This is a genomic window from Qipengyuania sp. S6317L1, from assembly GCF_023015615.1.
Lineage (GTDB): Bacteria > Pseudomonadota > Alphaproteobacteria > Sphingomonadales > Sphingomonadaceae > Erythrobacter.
Map to the genome: position 1 here is coordinate 176,320 of NZ_JALKAJ010000002.1, position 18,747 is coordinate 195,066.

The following is an 18,747-nucleotide window of genomic DNA, read 5'->3' on the forward strand; positions in this document are numbered from 1 at the left end:
AAATCAATTTTTTTCTAGCCTTACAGGAATGAACATCCATGACCATGCCTGCGACTTTCCAAGAAGCCCTTCCCCTTATCCTGCTCGCGATCGCGTTCCTGATCGTAGTCTGGGGCCTGATCAGAGCGTCGCGCAAGACCAGAATCGTCGATAAGACCGAAGGCGATGTGCTCGACGAGGGGTCGAGTCCGGCGGCACGCAACCAGGCGCTGATCGATGCGCCGCGCTCGGTTGAGATTACGACCGGCGAAACGTCAGCCGTTGCCAATTCGGATACAATCGCCGCAGCGCCAGCATCAGCCGACGCAGAGGCAGGACCGGCAATCGCTCCGACGAAAGAGGCCCCCGAAGAGGTCAAGCCTGCTCCTGCGCCCTCGACTGAGGGAGATGACCTGAAGCGCATCAAAGGCGTTGGTCCGAAGCTTGTGACGATGCTCAATGAGCAAGGCATCACCACCTTTGCCCAGATCGCGGCGTGGACCGATGCCGATGTCCAGCGCGTCGATGCGACTCTGGGACGGTTCAGCGGGCGGATCGTGCGCGATCAATGGGTCGAGCAAGCAAAACTGCTTAGCGCCGGGGACGAAAGCGGGTTCAGTAAAACGTTTGGAAACAATGGGTAAGGTGCCCTTCTTGATTTTGATTTAGGTCAAGCGTCAATTTTCTGTTACGCTTCACATGTCAGGGGTCAGAATCGGAAAGGAAGGCGCACAATGGGCCAAAGGATTTTGATTGCCGAAGACGAAGCCATTCTGGCTTATGATCTTGCTGAAACCTTTGAGGCAGCGGGCTTCCGTGTCGAGGGGCCGCATCCGGGCGTTTCGGATGCGATGCTGGCGTTTCAGAAAGAGAAGCCTGACCTTGCAATCCTTGATGTGGAGCTGAGCGATGGAAACGTGTTTTCCTTTGCCCGCAAGCTGAAAGACGAAGATGTGCCTGTGGTCTTTCACACTGGCAGTCTTTCCCAGAAAGAGATCGCGGCCCGCTTTCCCGAGGCGGTCGTCCGCATCAAGCCGTGTCCTCCCACGAGCATGCTCAATGCGGTGGAAGAGGCGCTAGACCCGCAGTGATCGCGGGCGATCGACGCGGTTTCAATTGAAACCAACCTGTCGCTATCCTACATACCCGCTGAGTTTCATGGACGGTATCTCAACTGTCCGAAACGCGCCGCAAAGGGGAGCGAGACGGTTGAAAGTTCACGGCTATTTCCGCAGTTCGACAAGTTACCGCTTGCGCATCGCTCTGGAGCTCAAGGGCCTCGAATATGAGAATGTGCCGGTAAACCTGCTCAAATCCGAGCAGAAGGATGCAAGCTACACATCGCACAACCCGTTTGGCAGCGTTCCCCTGCTGCAAGCCGATGGCCGCGACCGCGCGCAGAGCATGGCGCAGATCGAGTGGCTCGATGAAGCCTATCCCGATCGCCCGCTCCTGCCTGCCAATATCGAAGATCGCTTCACCGCGCGCGAGCTTACCTACGCCATCGCGACCGAGCTTCACGCGCCCCTGAACCTGCCCGTTCTGAAATATCTCAGGAACGAATACGGCAAATCGCAGGACGAGATCGACATCTGGTATCGCCACTGGCTCGCCCGCACGCTTGCGCCGGTTGAACAGCGCCTGTCGCAACTTGGCACGGGCGATTTCCTGTTCGATGCGCCCGGCCTTTTCGAGGTCGTGCTGCTCCCCCAACTCTATAACGCGCGGCGTTTCGCTTTTGACCTTGGCGACAGCCCGCATATCACCCGTATCGAGGCGGCGTGCCTTGCTCTTCCAGAGTTCCAGCGCGCCCATCCTGACAATCAAATCGACAATCCTGAGAGGACCGCTCAATGAAGCTTGCAACCCTGAATGATGGCACACGCGACGGCAAACTGGTGGTGGTTTCCAAAGACCTCACCCGCTGCTGTGCGGCGGGCTATATCGCGCCCACCATGCAGGCGGCGCTCGACAATTGGGCGCGGGTTGCGCCTGAACTTGAATTGCTCGCCACCGATGTCGAACACGAAGCGGTGCCGTGTGAGCGTTTCCACGAACGCCAGGCGCACTCGCCTTTGCCCCGCGCTTATCAATGGGCCGATGGCAGCGCCTATATCAACCACGTCGAACTGGTACGCAAAGCTCGCAATGCCGAGGTGCCCGAAAGCTTTTACCACGATCCGCTGATGTATCAGGGCGGCTCGGACAGCTTCCTGCCCCCGCGTGCCGATATCCCCTTGGGCGACACCAAGTGGGGCTGCGATATGGAAGGCGAAGTGGCCGTGATCGTCGATGACGTGCCGATGGGCGTCTCGGTCGAAGATGCAGCGAGCCACATCAAGCTTATCATGCTGGTGAACGATGTGTCCTTGCGCGGCCTTATCCCGGGCGAGCTTGCCAAGGGCTTCGGCTTTTTCCAGTCGAAGCCGTCAAGCGCCTTTAGCCCCGTCGCTGTCACTCCCGACGAGCTGGGCGATGCGTGGAAAGACAATCTCATCCACCTGCCACTGATGGTGGACTATCGCGGCGAACCTTTCGGGCGCGCCGAGGCGGGCGTCGATGCGACGTTCAACATGGCGCAGCTTGTGGCGCACGCCGCCAAGACGCGGCCTTTGTGTGCAGGTTCAATCATCGGCTCTGGCACGATTTCGAACAAGGGCAGCGATGGCGGCCCGGGCAAGCCTGTCTCCGAAGGCGGCCTTGGCTATTCCTGCATCGCCGAAATCCGCATGATCGAGACGATTGCCAATGGAGAACCCACCACGCCCTTCATGTCGCCGGGCGATACGGTGAAGGTCGAGATGCGCGATAAAGACAACCACTCGATCTTCGGCGCGATCGAGCAGACGGTGGTTGAAGCCTAAAGCTTCGGCAGATCAGCGATCTGAGGCTCGTGTCCCCAGTGGCGCGCGAGCCTCAGAATATCGGTGCCGTTGAGCGTCACCGTCGCCGTGTTGCGCAAGGGGTGAACGCCGACCGGCTCATCACCCGCGAGGCTTTGGTCAAGCACAAGTGTAATCGCGCCGGGTTCGGCGTTAATCATGGCCAGCGGTGTGACAGAGCCGGGCGTGACCCCGATAAGCTCCTCCATCGCCTCTGCCTTGCCAAAGCTCAGGCGGCGGCAATGAAGGATCGGGTGCACGCGCTTTAGATCAATGCGCGCCTCAGCCGGAACAGTCAGAAGAAAGAACGCCCCGCCTGCATCCTTCAGAAACAGGTTCTTCGTATGCAGGCACGCAATATCGGTCTTGATCGCGCGGCTTTCCTCGACCGTGAAAACGACCTCGTGTTCAAAAACCTCGTAAGCAATGCCTAACGTGCGGCAGTCGGCGTAAAGCTTTTCTTCCGGGTCCGCCGCCATCAGCCTTTTAGCCGCGCCGCGTGCCATGCGATGTGATCGGCCAGGAAGCTGGAGATGAAGAAATAGGAGTGGTCATACCCCTCCTGCATCCGGATCTCGGTATTGATGCCAGCCGAAGCGCAAGCCTGTTCAAGCCGGTGGGTTTGAAGCTGTTCCTCGAGGAAATTGTCCGCCGTCCCCTGATCCACCAAGAGTTCGGGCACGCGTGCGCCATCCTCGATCAGGGCGACCGCATCATACTCGCGCCATGCGCCCTCATCATCGCCCAGATAACGACCCAGCGCCTTCTTGCCCCACGGAACCTCAATCGGCGCAACAATCGGCGCAAACGCACTGACTGATCGGAAGCGGTCTGGATTGCGAAGCGCAATCGTAAGCGCGCCGTGTCCGCCCATGGAATGGCCCGTTATGCTCTGGCGCGCAGTGTCGACCGGGAAATTCGCAGCGATGAGCGCAGGAAGCTCATTCTCGATATAGCTGCGCATCCGGTAATGTTGCGCCCACGGCTCCTGCGTCGCATCGACGTAGAAGCCGGCGCCCTTGCCAAAGTCATACTCATCCTCGGCATCGGGCACGTCGTCGCCGCGCGGGCTTGTATCAGGGGCGACAAGGATGATCCCGTGCTTGGCGCAAGCGGCGCGGTATTCGCCCTTTTCCATGACATTGGCATGGGTGCAGGTAAGACCCGACAGATAGGTAAGCACAGGCAGCCGCTCGTCCGGCTTATGGTCGGGCACGAACACCGCAAAGGTCATGTCCGTGCCCGTCGCCTCGGACGCGTGCGAACAGACCCACTGGGTGCCGCCATGCGAGCGCGTTTTTGAAATCGTCTCCATCAAAAAACAACGACGCTGCGGATACTCTCGCCTGCGTGCATCAGGTCAAAACCCTTGTTGATCTCTTCAAGGCTCAGGCGGTGGGTAATCATCGGGTCGATCTCGATCTTGCCGTTCATGTACCAGTCGACGATCTTTGGCACGTCGGTGCGTCCCTTTGCCCCGCCAAACGCGGTCCCGCGCCAATTGCGGCCCGTCACCAGTTGGAAGGGCCGGGTCGAGATTTCCTTGCCCGCCTCGGCAACGCCGATGATGATGCTGGTGCCCCACCCCTTGTGACAACACTCCAGCGCATCGCGCATGACATCGGTATTGCCCGTGCAATCGAAGGAATAATCCGCACCGCCATCGAGCATCTCGACCAGATGCGCGACCACATCGGAGGTTTCCTTGGGGTTGACGAAATCGGTCATGCCGAATTTCTCGCCCCATTCGCGTTTCGAATTGTTGATATCGACGCCGACAATACGGTTCGCGCCCGCCATCTTCGCGCCCTGGATGACGTTAAGGCCAATCCCGCCAAGGCCGAACACCACCACATTGTCGCCGGGCTGAACCTTCGCGGTGTTGGTCACCGCGCCAACGCCGGTCGTAACACCGCACCCGACATAGCATGTCGTATCAAAAGGCGCGTCCTCACGGATTTTCGCAACGGCAATCTCGGGCAGAACGATAAAGTTCGAGAAGGTCGAACACCCCATGTAGTGGTAGATCGTCTCCCCCTTGTAGCTCATGCGCGAGGTACCATCGGGCATCAGGCCCTGGCCTTGCGTCACGCGGATCGCCTGGCACAGATTGGTCTTGCCCGAGAGGCAGAACTTACACTTGCCGCATTCCGGCGTGTAAAGCGGGATGACGTGATCATCGGGCGCAACCGAGGTAACGCCCGGGCCCACTTCGCGCACCACGCCGCACCCTTCATGGCCAAGAACGCTCGGGAAAATGCCTTCGCTATCGAGGCCGTCCAGAGTGTAGGCGTCGGTGTGGCAAATGCCGGTTGCCATCAATTCAACCAGAACCTCGCCAGCCTTTGGCCCTTCAAGATCAAGTTCAACGATCTCAAGCGGTTTCTTGGCTTCAAAGGCGACGGCGGCTCTGGTCTTCATTGATGTTCTCCTCGTTTGTCCCTGCATTGGACAAAGCAAGAGACAGGGTCAAGGAGGCGTGCGCCCATTGGTTCAGAAGCCGAGGCTTTGCGAGACCACTTCGTTTGCAATCTTGCCCTTGTGCACATTCAGGCCAAGCGCAAGGTGCGGGTCGTCGGCGCAGGCCTTTTCCACGCCCTTGTTTGCAAGCTCCAATCCGAAGGGAAGCGTCGCATTATTGAGCGCATAGCTCGAGGTAAGCGGCACCGCGCCGGGCATATTGGCAACGCAGTAATGGATGATCCCGTCGACCTCATAGGTCGGCTCTTCATGCGTTGTGGGCTTTGATGTCTCGAAGCATCCGCCCTGGTCGATCGCCACGTCGACGAGCACGGCGCGCGGCTTCATGATCTTCAGGTCTTCGCGCGGGACAAGGCTTGGCGCGCTTGCTCCGGGGATCAGCACCGCGCCGATCACGACATCGGCATCGGTCAGCGCCTGTTCGATCGTGCCCGCAGTCGAATACCGCGTGCTGACGCGGCCCTGGAACATCTCGTCCAGTTCACGCAGCCGGGGCAGGGAACGGTCGAATATCTCGACATTCGCGCCCAATCCCACGGCCATGCGGGCCGCTTGTGTCCCGACGACACCGCCGCCGAGGATGACGACCTTTGCAGGCAGAACTCCGGGAACTCCGCCCATCAGGGTCCCGCGTCCGCCGTTGTGCGCACGCAAGGCATGAGCGCCCGCTTCGATCGACAGCCTGCCCGCGACCTCGCTCATCGGAGCAAGCAAAGGAAGGCCGCCACGCGGACCGGTGACAGTCTCGTAGGCAACAGCCGATACGCCGCTTTCCATAAGGCCGCGCGCCTGATCGGGATCGGGCGCGAGGTGGAGATAGGTGAAGAGGATCTGGTCTTCGCGAAGCTGCACCCATTCGGATGGCTGCGGCTCTTTCACCTTTACGATCATCTGGGCGCTGGCGAACACTTCTTCGGCGGTGTCGACGATTTGAGCGCCAATTGCGCGGTAGTCATCGTCGGTCTTGCTGATGCCGAGGCCAGCGCCGGTTTGCACCATCACCTGATGGCCGGCCGCGATATATTCGCGTGCAGATTCTGGCGTCAGGCCGACGCGGTATTCGTGGTTCTTGATTTCCTTGGGGACACCGACAAGCATTGTTCTCTCCATTCGCAAACGGTGCCACGCATAATATAAGCAGCTGCACGGAAAATCCCGGCGAAGTTTGAATTGAAAATGCCACTTCTTGCAGCTATCGAGCGCCGTATTCATACCAAACAATGGAATCCTGCATGGAATTTGACACAGTCGACCGCAAGCTGCTTCAGGCGCTCGCCAACGAAGGGCGCGCCAGCCATCAGCAATTGAGCGAAGAAATTGGCCGCTCGCCCACTTCGATTGCGCGGCGACAACGCCAGCTTGAAGAGACGGGCGTTATTCGCGGATATGGCGCTGATATCAATATGGGCTCGCTCGGCTTTGGCGTGACGGTTCATCTCAAGATCACGCTCGCCTCGCAAAGCAATGAGGTCTTGAGTGCTTTTGAAGACGCCATCCGCAAAAGCCCCTCTGTCATACAATGCGAGCTTATGTCGGGGGCGGACGATTACTACGTCACCGTGCTCGTCAGTTCGCTCGAACACTTTGAGGAAATCCACCGCGAGGAATTGTCCAAGCTGCCTGGCGTCTCGCGGATGGAGACCGGATTTGTCCTTCGCAAAGTGGTCGAAAGACGCCTCCCGCCCGGATGGCAGGATTGAAACGAGCGAGCGCAATGCTAACTTGGTTACGACTGCAACCAAACCCTTCGAAGGAAATCCTATGACCGCCTATCCCACAATCAAGATGCTTATCGGTTCTGACTGGGTTGCGGATGGCGGCGAAGGGTCGATGCCGATCATCAACCCTGCCGACGAGCAAAAGGTCGGGAGCGCGCCAAAGGCATCGAAAGAGCAACTGGATGCAGCGCTCGCCGCGGCGGGAGAAGCTTTCCCGGTCTGGTCGAACACTCCTGCGATTGAACGCTATCGCATCATTCGCCGCGCCGCCGATCTGCTGCGCGAGCGCGCGGAGGTGATTGCGCGGGTCATGACGCTCGAAATGGGCAAACCGCACGCGCAAGCTCTGGGCGAGACGAAGGGCGCGGCTGATCTCATCGACTTCCTTGCAGAAGAAGCAAAGCGTCAGGGCGGGCGGCTTGTGCCGGTGCGCAGCAACAACCTGCTTGAACAACGCGTGACGCAGGAACCCGTGGGTCCGGCGATCCTGCTGACGCCGTGGAACTTCCCGATCAATCTGCCTGCCAAGAAAATCGCGGGCGCGCTTTCCGCCGGGTGCAGCGCGATCCTGAAACCTGCCGAGACAACACCTGCCTGTGCGCAAATGCTCGCCGAGTGCTTTGTCGATGCGGGTCTTCCATCAGGCGTCCTCAACGTTGTTTACGGCGATCCTGCGATGATTTCAGAGCATCTCATTGCCTCGCCCATCCCGCGTAAAGTGAGCTTCACCGGCTCCACCGCGGTGGGCCGCCATTTGGGCGCGCTCGCCGCGCAAGGGCTCAAGCGTTACACGCCCGAGCTTGGCGGCCATGCGCCTGTTGTGATTGGCGAAAGCGCAGATTTCGAGCGCACTGTCGCGGCCTGTGCTGCGACCAAGTTCCGCAATGCCGGGCAAGTGTGCGTCAGCCCCACCCGCTTCCTCGTGGCGCGCGGCATTTACGACAAATTCGTCGCCGAATTTTCCGCAAGATCACAAAAACTCAAGGTCGGCGATGCGAGCAAGGATGACAGCGTCGACATGGGCCCGCTCGCCCACGCTGGCCGGGTTGCCGCGATGGAGGATCTCATGTCGTCCATGGGCGGCGCGCAAGGTGAGATTGTCTCGGGCGGCTCAGCGATTGAAGGGCCGGGCCATTTCTTTGCGCCGACCATCATTGCCGCGCCATCGCCCGACAGCCGGATGATGACCGAGGAACCCTTTGGCCCGGTTGCAGGGATCGTGCCCTATGACAGCATCGAAGAGGCCGTAGGGATCGCCAATTCCCTGCGCTACGGGCTCGCTGCTTACGCTTTCACCAGCTCGCTCGATGAAAGCCACTACCTCGGCAATTCGCTGCGGGCAGGTATGGTTGCGATCAACCACTTTGCGGTGGGCTCGCCCGAAACCCCGTTTGGCGGGACCGGCGACAGCGGGTTTGGTTCCGAAAGCGGGGTCGAGGGATATCTCGGCTATACCGAGACGAAATTGGTCACGGTCGCCAAATCGGCGCCGTGAGCCATTCAAAGCCAACGGATATTTGATGCAGAGCGTTCGACCCTCGTTGGGTCAGCGTGTGCCCAGAACGCTGGAGTTAAAGCGTGCGAGCGCACTCTTGGGCGTCATTGGACGAATGCGTCCGTAACGCGCACGGCGTGAGCTTTCATTACCGAAACACACCGTGCGGCCCATGGCGTCCGGGCCAGACGAGATAATCGTTGGTCGTTCCATTTGTTTCGCGTCCCCGAGTCGCGTTGTTGATTTCGGGGTAAGTCAACACCTGTCCTGCGCAAAACTGAGTCGGAAATTGACGCCCGCGCAAAATTTTTACAACGTTTGTCAAGTCAGCACGTCATAGGTACGAACACTTATGCACCGTCGGTGCGCTGTGCCCCCGCTTCGCGAACAGCCGCCAGGTCGGGATAACCGTTGACCGCCATCATCAAATCGGCCTCGGCCAGAATACAGCGAAGCACCCATGCCGCGCCCTCGGCTCCGCCAATCGCGAGCCCGTAGGTGTAAGGCCGCCCTACCCCCACTGCTGTCGCGCCGAGGGCCAATGCCTTTACCGCATCAGAACCGGAACGGATGCCGCTGTCGAAGAGGACCGGCGTGTCGCCCGATGCGGCCACCACATCGGCGAGCAGGTCGATCGTCGCGATCCCGCCGTTGGCCTGCCGCCCGCCGTGGTTCGAGCAATAAATTGCATCCGCGCCGTGATCGATGGCTTTGCGCGCATCATCGGGATGGCAAATTCCTTTAAGCACAATCGGCAGGTCCGTGACCAATTTGAACCATTCCATATCTTCCCACGTAAGGACCTGCCCGAAGATCGCTGCAAACATCATGATCGCGGCCTTGGGGTCTTCCTCGGGCGGTTTTTCCAGAAGGCTGCGAAAGACCGGATCGGTGAAGTAGTTCTGCATCACCTTGCCGCGCAATTGTGGAAAGTTGGATGCGTTGAGATCGCGCGGTCGCCAACCGGTGAGCCAGGTGTCGAGCGTCACCACAATCGCTTTAGCGCCCGAGGCCTCCGCCCGTTTGATGAGGCTTTGCGCCAGTTCGCGATTGCGCGGGGTGTAAAGCTGGAAGAAGGCGGGCGTATCGCCGCATTGCTCGAACACGTCCTCCATCGGATCGTTGCCAAGGGTCGAGACGCAGAACGGAACCCCCGATTGGGCAGACGCGCGCGCGGCGGCCATATCGCCGTGGCGATCCTGTGTCGCCTCTCCGTTAAGGCCGATGGGGGCCATGAACAGCGGGCTTTTAAGCTTCATCCCGAACAGGTCGATCGACAGATCGCGCTCGGTGCAATCGACCATCATGCGCGGCACCATGCCCCAGTGATGGAATGCGCCCGAATTGCTGTCCTGCGTATGCTCATCCCCGCAACCGCCCGCGACATAATTGGTGAGCATTTCACCCAGCGCCTGTTGGCCGCGCTTTTCAAGCGTTGCGAAATCCACCGGATAATCGGGCAAAATTCCCTGCAAGCCAGCGTTGTAGATCTCGTTTTGCATCCCGCCAAAATTGTGCATCGGGCCTCTCTCTCCCTTGTCCGTGTTGTTCGGGAAAAGACCTTATGTGCCGCGCGGGGGCAAGTCTTTTGTGACTGCGCTTCAGCTCAATAGCTTCTGGAGGCGCGGACGCACGCGCAAAAACAGGATGTAGAGCCGCTCAAGCACCACCAGCACAAAGCGATTTTTTGCAAGAGCCCCGAGCGGTCGCAGAGCCGGGATTGCGCGCCACATCGCCGCAAAAGCCGCCGCGCCGCTCAGCACCTTGCCATTTTCCTCAGCGTGAAAACGGGCGAGCAATTCTTCCTGATTGATCGGGCACGAGGGATCGGCATTGTCCGACACATCGACAAAGTCGATTGCACCGTTTGTATCGAGCCGCCGCATCAGCGATATTTCGCGAATGCACAGCGGGCAGGCGCCATCGAACCACACTTTTACGCGGGACGTTTCGGGGGAGCGGGGAGACGGTGCCTGGTCCATGCTGGATCAATGCGCGCATTGGCCGCAAGTTCCTCGAAGGGCCTGTGCAAAGCAAAACGCGCCCGCACCGTGAGAGGCGCGGACGCGTTTCTAAAGTTCGTTTTAAGTGTTCGGCTAACGAACCGCTCTTCAGGATGCTTCGGCCTCAGCAATATCACCAAGAACCGTCAACTGGCCCGTACATCCGTTTTCGGCAAGCGCCCCCGCCAGCGCGTCAGGCTGGCGATAGGTTTCGGTGAGCGCGACGATTTTCACATCGACCGATGCGGCGCTGTCGCCTTCACCAGCAGGTCCGGTGATCGTATATGTCGCACCGTCAGCAAGCTTCAGCCCTTCGGGGTCGAGTGCACGCATGCTCTCTGTCTCGACAAAGGTCACATCAAGCGCGCCGTCACCGTCTTGCTGGGCGATTGAATAGGTTTGGCCCTCGCTCGGCTCTGGACGCCACAAGCGCACATTTTCGAGGTCGTAAAGACACGTCGTGCCGGCGGCTGCGACATTGACCATCCACAGGTTCGGCATGGTGACAGAAGCGCCACCACCGCCGCGCACTGCCCCGGTGCGTGCCCGGTTGGATGCACCCTGGCGGGTAAGCCGTGCAAAGCGTGCACGGGTGCGGGTCGCGCCCTCGCCCACACGGAACGTGCCGGGCCCTTGCATCACCTTGGTGCCGCCATTGACGAGCACGGTGATCTTGTCGCCTGCGCGAAGAGTGATCGTAGAACTGTCAGCGACCTTTTTGCCAACCGGATAGGTTGCGGCAGAAGGCCCTGCGGATTTCACGACCACGCCCGCGGCCGCTGCACCTGGAATTGAAACAGCAGCCATGGCGGCTGCGAGGCCCGCGATGCGAGCCTTGGATTTAACCGAGAACATATGCTCCCCCATCATTCAAATTGCGAATTCGGTATGCGTAGTTTTCTAGCGCCGAATCCTCGGGATGACCAGCGACCACTTGATCTATCAGCTGCACCGCTAGTTCATAGTTGCTATCTGTAAGCTGAACGACCTCTTCAAGTTTCCTGCGGTCTTCGGCTGGAAGGTCGGGCATTGGCTGATAGATGTTCACCGGCTGCGCACGGCCGCGCAGCACGATGCGCCCCATCGGGGCCCACCAGTCGGGATCGGCTTGCTCGATGATCTCAAGGCTTGCCGAAACACTGGATTTGAGCGGTTTGTTTGCCGCCTCAAGCCTCGCTGCGGTGTTCATGGAATCGCCAAGCGCGGTGTATTGGATGCGGGTTTCGCCGCCAAAATTGCCGACCACCGCCTCGCCATAGTGAAGGCCGACGCGCGTTTTACCGATCTTGGGAAGGTCGGGGTCCATCGCGGCGACTTCTGCACGGAACTCCTCGCCCGCCTGCCAGATCGCGTAGCCTGCTTTGAGAGCGCGTTGTGCATCGTCTTCGCGGGCAATCGGCGCACCCCAGAATGCGACCACCGCATCGCCCACATATTTGTCGATCACACCGCCATGATCGAGCACCACCTTGCTCAGCATTTCGAGATAGCGGTTCAATAGTTTTGCGACCATCTCCGGCTCGATCGCGTGGCTCATCTTGGTAAAGCCCTCAAGGTCGGAGAACATCACGTAGATCTCGCGCTTCTCACCGCCCAGCGACAAAAGGTCCGGCTCATCGATAATCGCCTCTGCGATGTCGCGCGGGATGTATTTGCCAAGCGCCCCTTGCGCGAAAGACCGCTGCGCCGATCCTGCCGAGCGCGCCGCTGCTGTGACCACGGTGAAGGTGATGATCCAGGCGACCAGCCAGCCCACGGCGGGCAGGCCGTAGGTGTCCACTTCATTGAAATGCAGCGCAAACGGCAAGCCAAAGTAGATCGCGCCCAGCCCTGCCAGCATGGGCACGAGCCTTTGCGCAGGCGATTCAAGCAGGGCGACCAGAACCGCGCTGCCGACCACGACAAGGGCCATCACCCACAGGCTCCACGATGGAATTTGCGCAAGTCGCTTTCCATCGAGCATTTGCGCGATCAATTCGCCGTGGACGGATAGCCCGGATGGTTCAAATCCCGTCCATGAGGTGAACGGGGTCGCCACCCGGTCGTAATCGAGAATATCGCCCCCGATGAGGACATATTTGCCCTCGATCTCCTGAGCGACAAATTCGGCCACCGCCGGGTCAAGATCGAGAAAAAGCTCGATCGACAAGGTCAGGAACAACGGTTCTTCCACCTGCCCTTGCGTCGGCGCATCAGGGTCCGCGTCATCATCAAAATCGGCCTTCAAAGCGCGGCGATATTCAATCGCGCCTTCATACCCTGCAAATTCCTGATGAGGTCCGCCTGCATCTTCGAGCATCGCCCGGCCCAGCAAGGGCGGCAAATCCGGTATGATATCAGGCCACACACGGGTCGCCCCAAATTCGTCGTCAAGGCGGATACTCGCGCGCCTTACATTGGTGTCGCCTTCCTCTATTGCGGCCATGAATTCGTTGAGGAATTCCTGCTGCTGATAAACGATGTCGGCCTCGTTCGTGGCAAGCGTTGCATAGGCAACCGATGTTGGCGTCTCCATCGCGCGCAGGGTTTCGACAAGGTCGATATCTTCGGCTTGCGGTTGATCGAAAAGAATATCGATCCCGATGGCTTTTGCACCCATGCCATCGAGATTTCGCAGCGCCTCGGCAATGGCGTCTCGTGGCAAGGGCGAGCGTTTTTCAAGATTGATGAGCGCCTGATCGTCAAACACGACAAGGACAATACGCTCATCCTGTTCGACCAGATCGGCGGCCAGATAGGCGCGCGTATCATAAAGGGCGCGCTCTGCATCATTGGTAAGAGGTGTCGGCTCCCCTCCCCCTGGCAAGGCCCAGCTGTAGCGCGCGATGAATATCGAGAAGGCCACAAATATGACCATCCCGACAAGCTGCACCATGCCCGCTTCGCGCAGTCCCCTGACATTGCGAACCAATGCGCCGCTGCGCTTCTTGTGAGGGTTTTCACCCGCCATTTATGATCCCCCCAAATCCCGGGCCATGCCGTTGGCACAGCCTTGCCTGCGACCAAGAGAAAGCAGGTTTCGCGGGCACGGGCAAGCGCGAAGGTTCACCTATCCGGGGTGGAAGGCCAGGGGCGGGGATAGGGAAAAATTCATAATCACGTGATCTATTCCATGCGCGAAACAAACCAATAGGTCGCTTATGCACTCGCTTGCCCAGATCGCCCCCATCCTCGGGGCATACGCCGGGAGCCCATCGCTCCCCAAGGTCATGCCCAAAAGCCATGGCCCAAGGCCGCCTCGCGCATCATTTGGCAATCCGACTAACTCGCGCTATGCAAACCAGATGTCGGCTAACGAACTGAAATGGAGCCATGAAGAGCGTGGCAACGCTCTCGTGCTCTCGCCCAAGGGCAGAGTGGACGAAGCCACCGCCGATGCGTTCAAGGATCACATGGTCGCAACCATGCAAAACGGCCCGGACAAGGCCATCCTCGATCTGTCCGGTATTGATTACATGTCCTCGCGCGGGCTTCGCGGATTTACGCTGGCACAGCGGGCGGCCACGCAAAACGGAACAACTATTGTGCTTGCCGCTCCCAATGATACTCTGCGCGAAATTCTGCAGATAAGCCGGTACGATACGATTTTCACCGTAACCGAAACGGTAGAGGCTGCATTGGGGAATTAGCAGCACTGCTTTAGGGGGGACACATGCAGGTCAGATTTTGGGGAACACGCGGGTCACTCCCCGTTGCGCCGCATGCTTCAACCATTTCTGACAAGGTCGCTGACGCGCTGTTTCAGGCGCAGGGCCAAAAGTTTCCGGACAAACAGGCCGCTCTTCAATATGCGCGCGACGCGCTGCCCTTCGCTGTCGGGCAAGGGTATGGCGGGGCGACAAGCTGCGTTGAAATTGACGTCGGAAAAGGCGCCTTTGTCATCTGCGACATGGGTTCGGGCCTTCGCGAACTGGGCCTCGACACGCTTAGGCGCTTGTCAGAGGGAGGCCGCGATAAGGAGTGGCATTTCTTCCTTTCGCACCTTCACTGGGACCATATCATGGGCTTCCCGTTCTTCGTCCCCGCCTTTGTCGAAGGCGCGAAGGTCATCATTCACGCAGGGCACACCGACGCGGAAACCGCCCTTCGCCGCCAGCAGGAGGAAATCTCCTTCCCCGTGCCGTTCGACTGGCTCAAGGCCGATATCGAATTTCGCACTCTGACGCCGGGCGAAGAATACAGGATCGGGGAGCTTACCGTTGGCCTCACCCGGCAAGAACACAGCCACGACAGCTATGGCTATCGCTTTACCGACGCAAACGGGCGCAGCGCGGTTTATTCAACCGATGCCGAATACAAGATCGACAAGATGGGCGAAGAAGACGACATGGCCGAGTTCATGTCGGGCGCAGACCTCGTGATCGCGGACACGATGTATTCGCTCGCTGACAGTGTGACGATGAAAGAGGATTGGGGCCACTCCTCCAACATTGTCGCGGTGGATCTGTGCCGCAAAGCGGGCGCGAAACGGCTTGCCCTGTTCCACCACGAACCGACCTATTCCGATGCTGATATTGCGCGCATGCACGCCGAAACAATGCGGTACGAAGAGCTTTTGCGTGAAGACAGCGCGCCGATCGAGGTATTGTGCTCTTTCGATGGCTATTGCCTTGAGCTCTAGAGGCAGCTGATGCCTGCGAAATCCAAACGCCTTATTGTCGCTGCTGTTCTGGCGGGCGCCGTGATCGGCCTTCTGGTGAGCCTTTTTGGCGGCGAGTTCCAGCGCCGTCTCGTGTTCGACAGCTGGCAAAACCTCGCCCCGCGCGAAGGCGGAAGCGATGATGTCGTGGTCGTGATGATCGACGATGCGAGCGTTGCGGCAAAAGGCCAATGGCCATGGCGGCGCACCGATGTCGCAGCGCTGCTTGAAAACATCGCGCAAACCGGACCCAGAGCAATCGGCATCGACATATACTTCACCGAACCTGACCGGATGCGGCCTGAAAACTTCGCCGATCTTTACACCGAGGAGGCGCTTGATGCAGCTACGCGCAACAAGCTCCTCACCCTGCCCTATGGCGACCAATACCTTGCGAGCGTGATCGAAAGCGCCCCGACGGTCATGCCTTGGGTCACCACCAATTCGGGCGGCCGTCCGCTTGGCGAGCTGACCTTTGACGGCGTTGAGGGCGAGCCGCCTTCCGGGATCGTCACAACGCCGCGGATGCTGACCAGTATTGCGCTGCTCGATGACCTCGCGCTTGCCCGCGGGGTGGTTATCGGCCCACCTGATCGCGACGGGATCGTGCGCCGCGTTCCTCTTGCGGTCAAAGCGGGCGACGTGTCGGCTCCGGGATTTGCGGTTCAACTTGCCAATATCGCAGCTGGCGGGGAGATGCTGGCGTGGACAGACGGCGGCATGGCGGTGGGCGAGCGGGTCGTGCCTTCCGATGCCAAGGGCAATTTCGAATTCAAGATGGCGCCCGGATGGGACGAAAAGGCGATTTCAGCGATCAACGTGCTCGAAGGTGACTTCGTCGGCGTCGATGAATTGCAGGACAAGATCGTGCTCGTCGGCTTTGGCGCAACGGGAACAACCGACATCTTCGCAACGCCGGTTGCCAGCAGAATGCAGGGGACCCTCGTGCAAGCGCAAGCGGTCGATGCGATTTTGAACGGCTATTGGTTGTCGCGGCCTGCGTGGGCCAAGGCGCTTGAATGGGCGGTTGCTTTTGGCCTTGTGGTCATGCTGGTGATCGCTGGTGTGGGGATTGCCAAATGGCTGATCGTGCCGGTGTTGGCGAGCGCCGCGGTGCTGCCTGCCGCTTCCTATTTCGCCTATGACGCAAGCGGCATATTGTTCGATCCTGCGCGCCCTTTGATCATCGCAATTTTCGCTGCAATCGCACTGGTTGGCGTGCGGTATGCCCTCGCCTTTCGCGAGCTTGTTGAAAAGCGCATTGTCACCGCCAAGCAGGAGAAGGAAAACGAAAGCGCGCGCAAGCTCCAGATGACCATGGTGCCAAGCGCCACGCGGCTTGCGCGATTGGGCACCCGCACCGAAATCGGCGCGGTCCTCGAGCCGGCAAAATCGGTGGGCGGCGATTTTTACGATGCGATGGAGTTGGAGGGCAATCGCCTCGCTTTCCTTGTGGGCGATGTCAGCGGCAAAGGGCTTCGTGCAGCGCTTTTCATGGCGCTGTCCAAATCAGTGTCGAAGAACAACCTCATGCGCTCGAGCGGCGACCTCGAAACAGCCGTGCGCCAGGTCAACGCCGACCTTATGGCCGAAGAGGATGAGGAAATGGACCTCACCATGTTGGTGGGGATCATCGATTGTTCGAGCGGCAAGGTGGAAATGGTCAATGCGGGCCACGAAGACCCCATGCTCGTGCGCGCCGATGGCAGGGTCGACGTCGTCAAAATGGTCGGCGGGCTTCGCCTTCGGACCCTCGACGATTTTCCCTACAGCGTCGAAACCTTGCAGTTGAAACCCGGAGAAAGCCTCGTCATCATCACCGACGGGGCGACCGATGCAATGAACATGAAAGAGGACCGCTTTGGCCTCGAGCGCGTGATCGGCGCCATTGGTGAAGACCCTCAAGCCAGTGCCGCAGAGCGCGCCAGACATATCGCGGCCAGAGTGCGTGAATTCGAGCGCGGGATGGATCCGGCTGACGATCTGACAATACTGGCGCTGCGCTACCTCGGCTGCGAGGCGGGCCGTTAGCGGACGGTGACAACCACCACGCGGTAAGCAGGATCGGGTTGACCCGCTTGACCGGGCGCAAGTGCAGAGCGTGCCCAGTGCCAAGAGCTTGCCACAGCGTCGATGTCACCTTCCTCGATCGGAAGGTCGGCATCGTTTACGCGTTTGCGCACCTGTCCAAGGACTGTCATCGCGCGTTGTTGCGAGACGCGGTTGTTGACCTCTTCACTGCCCGTTGCATCGGTGTGCGCGGCGATTTCAATCTCGACCCCGGGCCGGTTCTCGATATTCTGAGCAAGGAACGCCTGAAGCCGGTCCATTTCCGCATCGCTGAGGGTTCCCTCACCGGTCGCGAAATAGAAATTGTCGCGCGCAAACCTCTTCGGCAAGTCGGTCATGATCTCGGCGTGGACAGGATCAACCTCGTCAAACTGTTTGAGCCGCGGCTCTTTCTCGCCCCTGAGCTTTGCCTGCTGGTTCGCAGCGGTCAGATACGCCTCGCTGCCATCCGCATATTCGATCACAACCGCGCCTGTGTCCTTACCGGGCACCGCCGACGACAACAGCGTGACCCGCTCCTTGGAAGACGCGCACCCTGCCAATGCAAGAGCGCCCCCCAGCGCAATCAATCCAAGTGTTCTTTGCATTATTCGTCCACCTCAATCACAAATGTGGTTCCCCGAACGCCAAGCGTCGATGTCGGTGTTCTGAATTTCATACGGCCCGAGCGGGAAAGCTCGCCGGAATCGACCCCGACCTTGCCCCGTTCAATCCTCATCGAGGATTCGCCCGTCCGGCGCGCCCGGTCAAACCGATAGCGCGAGATGATCATCCGGCTTCCCGGAGCGACCACAAGGCGGGTGTTGTCGACGAATGTGATGCCGGCGCGCTGGCGCGCATTGGTCACGACGATGTCGCCTTCGCGCAGCTTGAAACCGGACCGGCCCGTCAGCTTCGCCCCGGCGCGGATCACTTCGATCCCGCCAGCGGTGACATTCTTGATCCGCCCGATTTCATTTGCGACAGCAGGTTGCGCTATAATCGCGAATAGCGCTGCGATAAAAATGGTTACATTTCGCATATATACTCCCCAGCCAGAGGTGTGTTAGCATAGAATTATGGGGCACAGGAGGCGATTTTCGGCATTTGTTGCAAAAGATTGTAATTTTGCCCCGGTGATCCGCCAATCGCTACAATTTGCGCGCGACTTTCTGGCATCGCATGATTTTCAGCCGCGCCTTCAGGTGAAACTTGCGATTGTGGTCGAAGAACTGGTCACCAATGCGCTTTGTCATGGCGGCAAGGGGCAGGATTTTTCCCTCTCGCTGGAGCTGGCCGAACACAATGGCTCAATCACCCTGCGGATGGAGGACAATGGTATCGCCTTCAACCCGCTGTGCGTGCCGCCGGTAAAGGCGCCCAACCCGACGACGGGTGGCGGGATCGGCCTTGCCATCATCCACGCCTGGGCAACCGACACCAGCTATCAAAGGGGTGATGTCACCAATTCGCTTGGCCTGACTCTGGCTTGATCGCAAAG

Annotated in this window: 21 protein-coding genes; 10 read left to right on the forward strand and 11 right to left on the reverse strand. The window is 59.4% G+C overall.

The window, feature by feature from the left end:
- The first annotated feature begins 38 nt into the window (after positions 1-38).
- From MWU38_RS02250 to MWU38_RS02265, 4 genes are all read left to right on the forward strand, one after another.
- Positions 39-623, forward strand: coding sequence for a helix-hairpin-helix domain-containing protein (locus MWU38_RS02250; RefSeq protein WP_247270204.1), 585 nt, complete (start codon positions 39-41; stop codon positions 621-623).
- Positions 624-713: 90 nt separating this feature from the next.
- Positions 714-1,070 carry a response regulator gene (locus MWU38_RS02255; RefSeq protein ID WP_247270205.1) on the forward strand — a complete coding sequence of 119 codons (357 nt, stop codon included), beginning with the start codon at positions 714-716 and terminating at the stop codon, positions 1,068-1,070.
- A gap of 118 nt (positions 1,071-1,188) precedes the next feature.
- Positions 1,189-1,836, forward strand: a complete 648-nt coding sequence (gene maiA, locus MWU38_RS02260; protein WP_247271225.1) for a maleylacetoacetate isomerase — start codon at positions 1,189-1,191, stop codon at positions 1,834-1,836.
- Positions 1,833-2,843 carry a fumarylacetoacetate hydrolase family protein gene (locus MWU38_RS02265; protein WP_247270206.1) on the forward strand — a complete coding sequence of 337 codons (1,011 nt, stop codon included), beginning with the start codon at positions 1,833-1,835 and terminating at the stop codon, positions 2,841-2,843. Before maiA ends, MWU38_RS02265 begins: the two co-directional genes overlap by 4 nt.
- Here MWU38_RS02265 and MWU38_RS02270 read toward each other — a convergent pair.
- The 4 genes from MWU38_RS02270 to ald form a co-directional block, all read right to left on the reverse strand.
- Positions 2,840-3,340: a prolyl-tRNA synthetase associated domain-containing protein gene (locus tag MWU38_RS02270; protein ID WP_247270207.1), complete on the reverse strand. Its 501-nt coding sequence runs from the start codon at positions 3,338-3,340 to the stop codon at positions 2,840-2,842. The genes MWU38_RS02265 and MWU38_RS02270 overlap by 4 nt on opposite strands.
- Positions 3,340-4,176 (reverse strand): S-formylglutathione hydrolase, encoded by an 837-nt coding sequence (fghA, locus tag MWU38_RS02275; protein ID WP_247270208.1) that lies wholly within the window; start codon positions 4,174-4,176, stop codon positions 3,340-3,342. Before fghA ends, MWU38_RS02270 begins: the two co-directional genes overlap by 1 nt.
- A complete protein-coding gene (locus MWU38_RS02280) occupies positions 4,176-5,282 on the reverse strand; it encodes an S-(hydroxymethyl)glutathione dehydrogenase/class III alcohol dehydrogenase (protein WP_247270209.1) in 1,107 nt (368 codons plus the stop codon). The genes fghA and MWU38_RS02280 overlap by 1 nt, the downstream gene beginning before the upstream one ends.
- Before the next feature lie 72 nt (positions 5,283-5,354).
- Positions 5,355-6,440: an alanine dehydrogenase gene (gene ald, locus MWU38_RS02285; RefSeq protein ID WP_247270210.1), complete on the reverse strand. Its 1,086-nt coding sequence runs from the start codon at positions 6,438-6,440 to the stop codon at positions 5,355-5,357.
- A gap of 134 nt (positions 6,441-6,574) precedes the next feature.
- Between ald and MWU38_RS02290 the strand changes: the two genes are divergently transcribed.
- A complete protein-coding gene (locus MWU38_RS02290; protein ID WP_247270211.1) occupies positions 6,575-7,042 on the forward strand; it encodes an Lrp/AsnC family transcriptional regulator in 468 nt (155 codons plus the stop codon).
- Positions 7,043-7,103: 61 nt separating this feature from the next.
- Positions 7,104-8,555 (forward strand): NAD-dependent succinate-semialdehyde dehydrogenase, encoded by a 1,452-nt coding sequence (locus MWU38_RS02295; RefSeq protein ID WP_247270212.1) that lies wholly within the window; start codon positions 7,104-7,106, stop codon positions 8,553-8,555.
- Between the two features lie 51 nt (positions 8,556-8,606).
- Here MWU38_RS02295 and MWU38_RS02300 read toward each other — a convergent pair whose 3' ends face one another.
- The 5 genes from MWU38_RS02300 to MWU38_RS02320 all read right to left on the reverse strand — a co-directional run bounded on the left by MWU38_RS02300 (position 8,607) and on the right by MWU38_RS02320 (position 13,508).
- Positions 8,607-8,768: a hypothetical protein gene (locus MWU38_RS02300; protein ID WP_247270213.1), complete on the reverse strand. Its 162-nt coding sequence runs from the start codon at positions 8,766-8,768 to the stop codon at positions 8,607-8,609.
- A gap of 137 nt (positions 8,769-8,905) precedes the next feature.
- Positions 8,906-10,075, reverse strand: coding sequence for an alpha-hydroxy-acid oxidizing protein (locus MWU38_RS02305; RefSeq protein WP_247270214.1), 1,170 nt, complete (start codon positions 10,073-10,075; stop codon positions 8,906-8,908).
- Between the two features lie 81 nt (positions 10,076-10,156).
- Entirely contained in the window at positions 10,157-10,537 is a 381-nt protein-coding gene (locus MWU38_RS02310) for a DUF393 domain-containing protein (protein ID WP_247270215.1), read from the reverse strand.
- Positions 10,538-10,666: 129 nt separating this feature from the next.
- Positions 10,667-11,413: a hypothetical protein gene (locus MWU38_RS02315; RefSeq protein WP_247270216.1), complete on the reverse strand. Its 747-nt coding sequence runs from the start codon at positions 11,411-11,413 to the stop codon at positions 10,667-10,669.
- Positions 11,400-13,508: an adenylate/guanylate cyclase domain-containing protein gene (locus tag MWU38_RS02320; protein ID WP_247270217.1), complete on the reverse strand. Its 2,109-nt coding sequence runs from the start codon at positions 13,506-13,508 to the stop codon at positions 11,400-11,402. Before MWU38_RS02320 ends, MWU38_RS02315 begins: the two co-directional genes overlap by 14 nt.
- 334 nt (positions 13,509-13,842) lie before the next feature.
- On the opposite strand from MWU38_RS02320, the gene MWU38_RS02325 reads away from it, so the two are divergent.
- From MWU38_RS02325 to MWU38_RS02335, 3 genes are read left to right on the forward strand one after another with little or no spacing between them, the layout of a single operon-like run.
- A complete protein-coding gene (locus MWU38_RS02325) occupies positions 13,843-14,187 on the forward strand; it encodes an STAS domain-containing protein (RefSeq protein WP_247270218.1) in 345 nt (114 codons plus the stop codon).
- A 23-nt stretch (positions 14,188-14,210) separates the two neighbouring features.
- A complete protein-coding gene (locus tag MWU38_RS02330; protein ID WP_247270219.1) occupies positions 14,211-15,179 on the forward strand; it encodes an MBL fold metallo-hydrolase in 969 nt (322 codons plus the stop codon).
- Between the two features lie 9 nt (positions 15,180-15,188).
- A complete protein-coding gene (locus MWU38_RS02335; protein WP_247270220.1) occupies positions 15,189-17,228 on the forward strand; it encodes a CHASE2 domain-containing protein in 2,040 nt (679 codons plus the stop codon).
- Here the strand turns inward: MWU38_RS02335 and MWU38_RS02340 are convergent.
- Positions 17,225-17,854, reverse strand: coding sequence for an OmpA family protein (locus tag MWU38_RS02340; protein WP_247270221.1), 630 nt, complete (start codon positions 17,852-17,854; stop codon positions 17,225-17,227). The genes MWU38_RS02335 and MWU38_RS02340 overlap by 4 nt on opposite strands.
- Positions 17,854-18,288 carry a FecR domain-containing protein gene (locus MWU38_RS02345; protein WP_247270222.1) on the reverse strand — a complete coding sequence of 145 codons (435 nt, stop codon included), beginning with the start codon at positions 18,286-18,288 and terminating at the stop codon, positions 17,854-17,856. Before MWU38_RS02345 ends, MWU38_RS02340 begins: the two co-directional genes overlap by 1 nt.
- A gap of 94 nt (positions 18,289-18,382) precedes the next feature.
- Here MWU38_RS02345 and MWU38_RS02350 point away from each other — a divergent pair, with 94 nt between their 5' ends.
- Positions 18,383-18,739 carry an ATP-binding protein gene (locus MWU38_RS02350; protein ID WP_247270223.1) on the forward strand — a complete coding sequence of 119 codons (357 nt, stop codon included), beginning with the start codon at positions 18,383-18,385 and terminating at the stop codon, positions 18,737-18,739.
- The last annotated feature ends 8 nt before the right edge of the window (positions 18,740-18,747 follow it).

Excerpts from the sequence above, each read along its gene's own strand:
- ald (WP_247270210.1), bottom strand. The coding sequence starts at position 6,440 with ATGCTTGTCGGTGTCCCCAAGGAAATCAAGAACCACGAATACCGCGTC.
- MWU38_RS02255 (WP_247270205.1), top strand. The coding sequence starts at position 714 with ATGGGCCAAAGGATTTTGATTGCCGAAGACGAAGCCATTCTGGCTTAT.
- fghA (WP_247270208.1), bottom strand. The coding sequence starts at position 4,176 with ATGGAGACGATTTCAAAAACGCGCTCGCATGGCGGCACCCAGTGGGTC.
- MWU38_RS02315 (WP_247270216.1), bottom strand. The coding sequence starts at position 11,413 with ATGTTCTCGGTTAAATCCAAGGCTCGCATCGCGGGCCTCGCAGCCGCC.
- MWU38_RS02270 (WP_247270207.1), bottom strand. The coding sequence starts at position 3,340 with ATGGCGGCGGACCCGGAAGAAAAGCTTTACGCCGACTGCCGCACGTTA.
- MWU38_RS02340 (WP_247270221.1), bottom strand. The coding sequence starts at position 17,854 with ATGCAAAGAACACTTGGATTGATTGCGCTGGGGGGCGCTCTTGCATTG.
- MWU38_RS02300 (WP_247270213.1), bottom strand. The coding sequence starts at position 8,768 with ATGGAACGACCAACGATTATCTCGTCTGGCCCGGACGCCATGGGCCGC.
- MWU38_RS02295 (WP_247270212.1), top strand. The coding sequence starts at position 7,104 with ATGACCGCCTATCCCACAATCAAGATGCTTATCGGTTCTGACTGGGTT.
- MWU38_RS02335 (WP_247270220.1), top strand. The coding sequence starts at position 15,189 with ATGCCTGCGAAATCCAAACGCCTTATTGTCGCTGCTGTTCTGGCGGGC.
- MWU38_RS02265 (WP_247270206.1), top strand. The coding sequence starts at position 1,833 with ATGAAGCTTGCAACCCTGAATGATGGCACACGCGACGGCAAACTGGTG.
- MWU38_RS02345 (WP_247270222.1), bottom strand. The coding sequence starts at position 18,288 with ATGCGAAATGTAACCATTTTTATCGCAGCGCTATTCGCGATTATAGCG.
- MWU38_RS02280 (WP_247270209.1), bottom strand. The coding sequence starts at position 5,282 with ATGAAGACCAGAGCCGCCGTCGCCTTTGAAGCCAAGAAACCGCTTGAG.
- MWU38_RS02290 (WP_247270211.1), top strand. The coding sequence starts at position 6,575 with ATGGAATTTGACACAGTCGACCGCAAGCTGCTTCAGGCGCTCGCCAAC.
- MWU38_RS02330 (WP_247270219.1), top strand. The coding sequence starts at position 14,211 with ATGCAGGTCAGATTTTGGGGAACACGCGGGTCACTCCCCGTTGCGCCG.
- MWU38_RS02310 (WP_247270215.1), bottom strand. The coding sequence starts at position 10,537 with ATGGACCAGGCACCGTCTCCCCGCTCCCCCGAAACGTCCCGCGTAAAA.
- MWU38_RS02325 (WP_247270218.1), top strand. The coding sequence starts at position 13,843 with ATGTCGGCTAACGAACTGAAATGGAGCCATGAAGAGCGTGGCAACGCT.
- MWU38_RS02250 (WP_247270204.1), top strand. The coding sequence starts at position 39 with ATGACCATGCCTGCGACTTTCCAAGAAGCCCTTCCCCTTATCCTGCTC.
- MWU38_RS02320 (WP_247270217.1), bottom strand. The coding sequence starts at position 13,508 with ATGGCGGGTGAAAACCCTCACAAGAAGCGCAGCGGCGCATTGGTTCGC.
- MWU38_RS02305 (WP_247270214.1), bottom strand. The coding sequence starts at position 10,075 with ATGCACAATTTTGGCGGGATGCAAAACGAGATCTACAACGCTGGCTTG.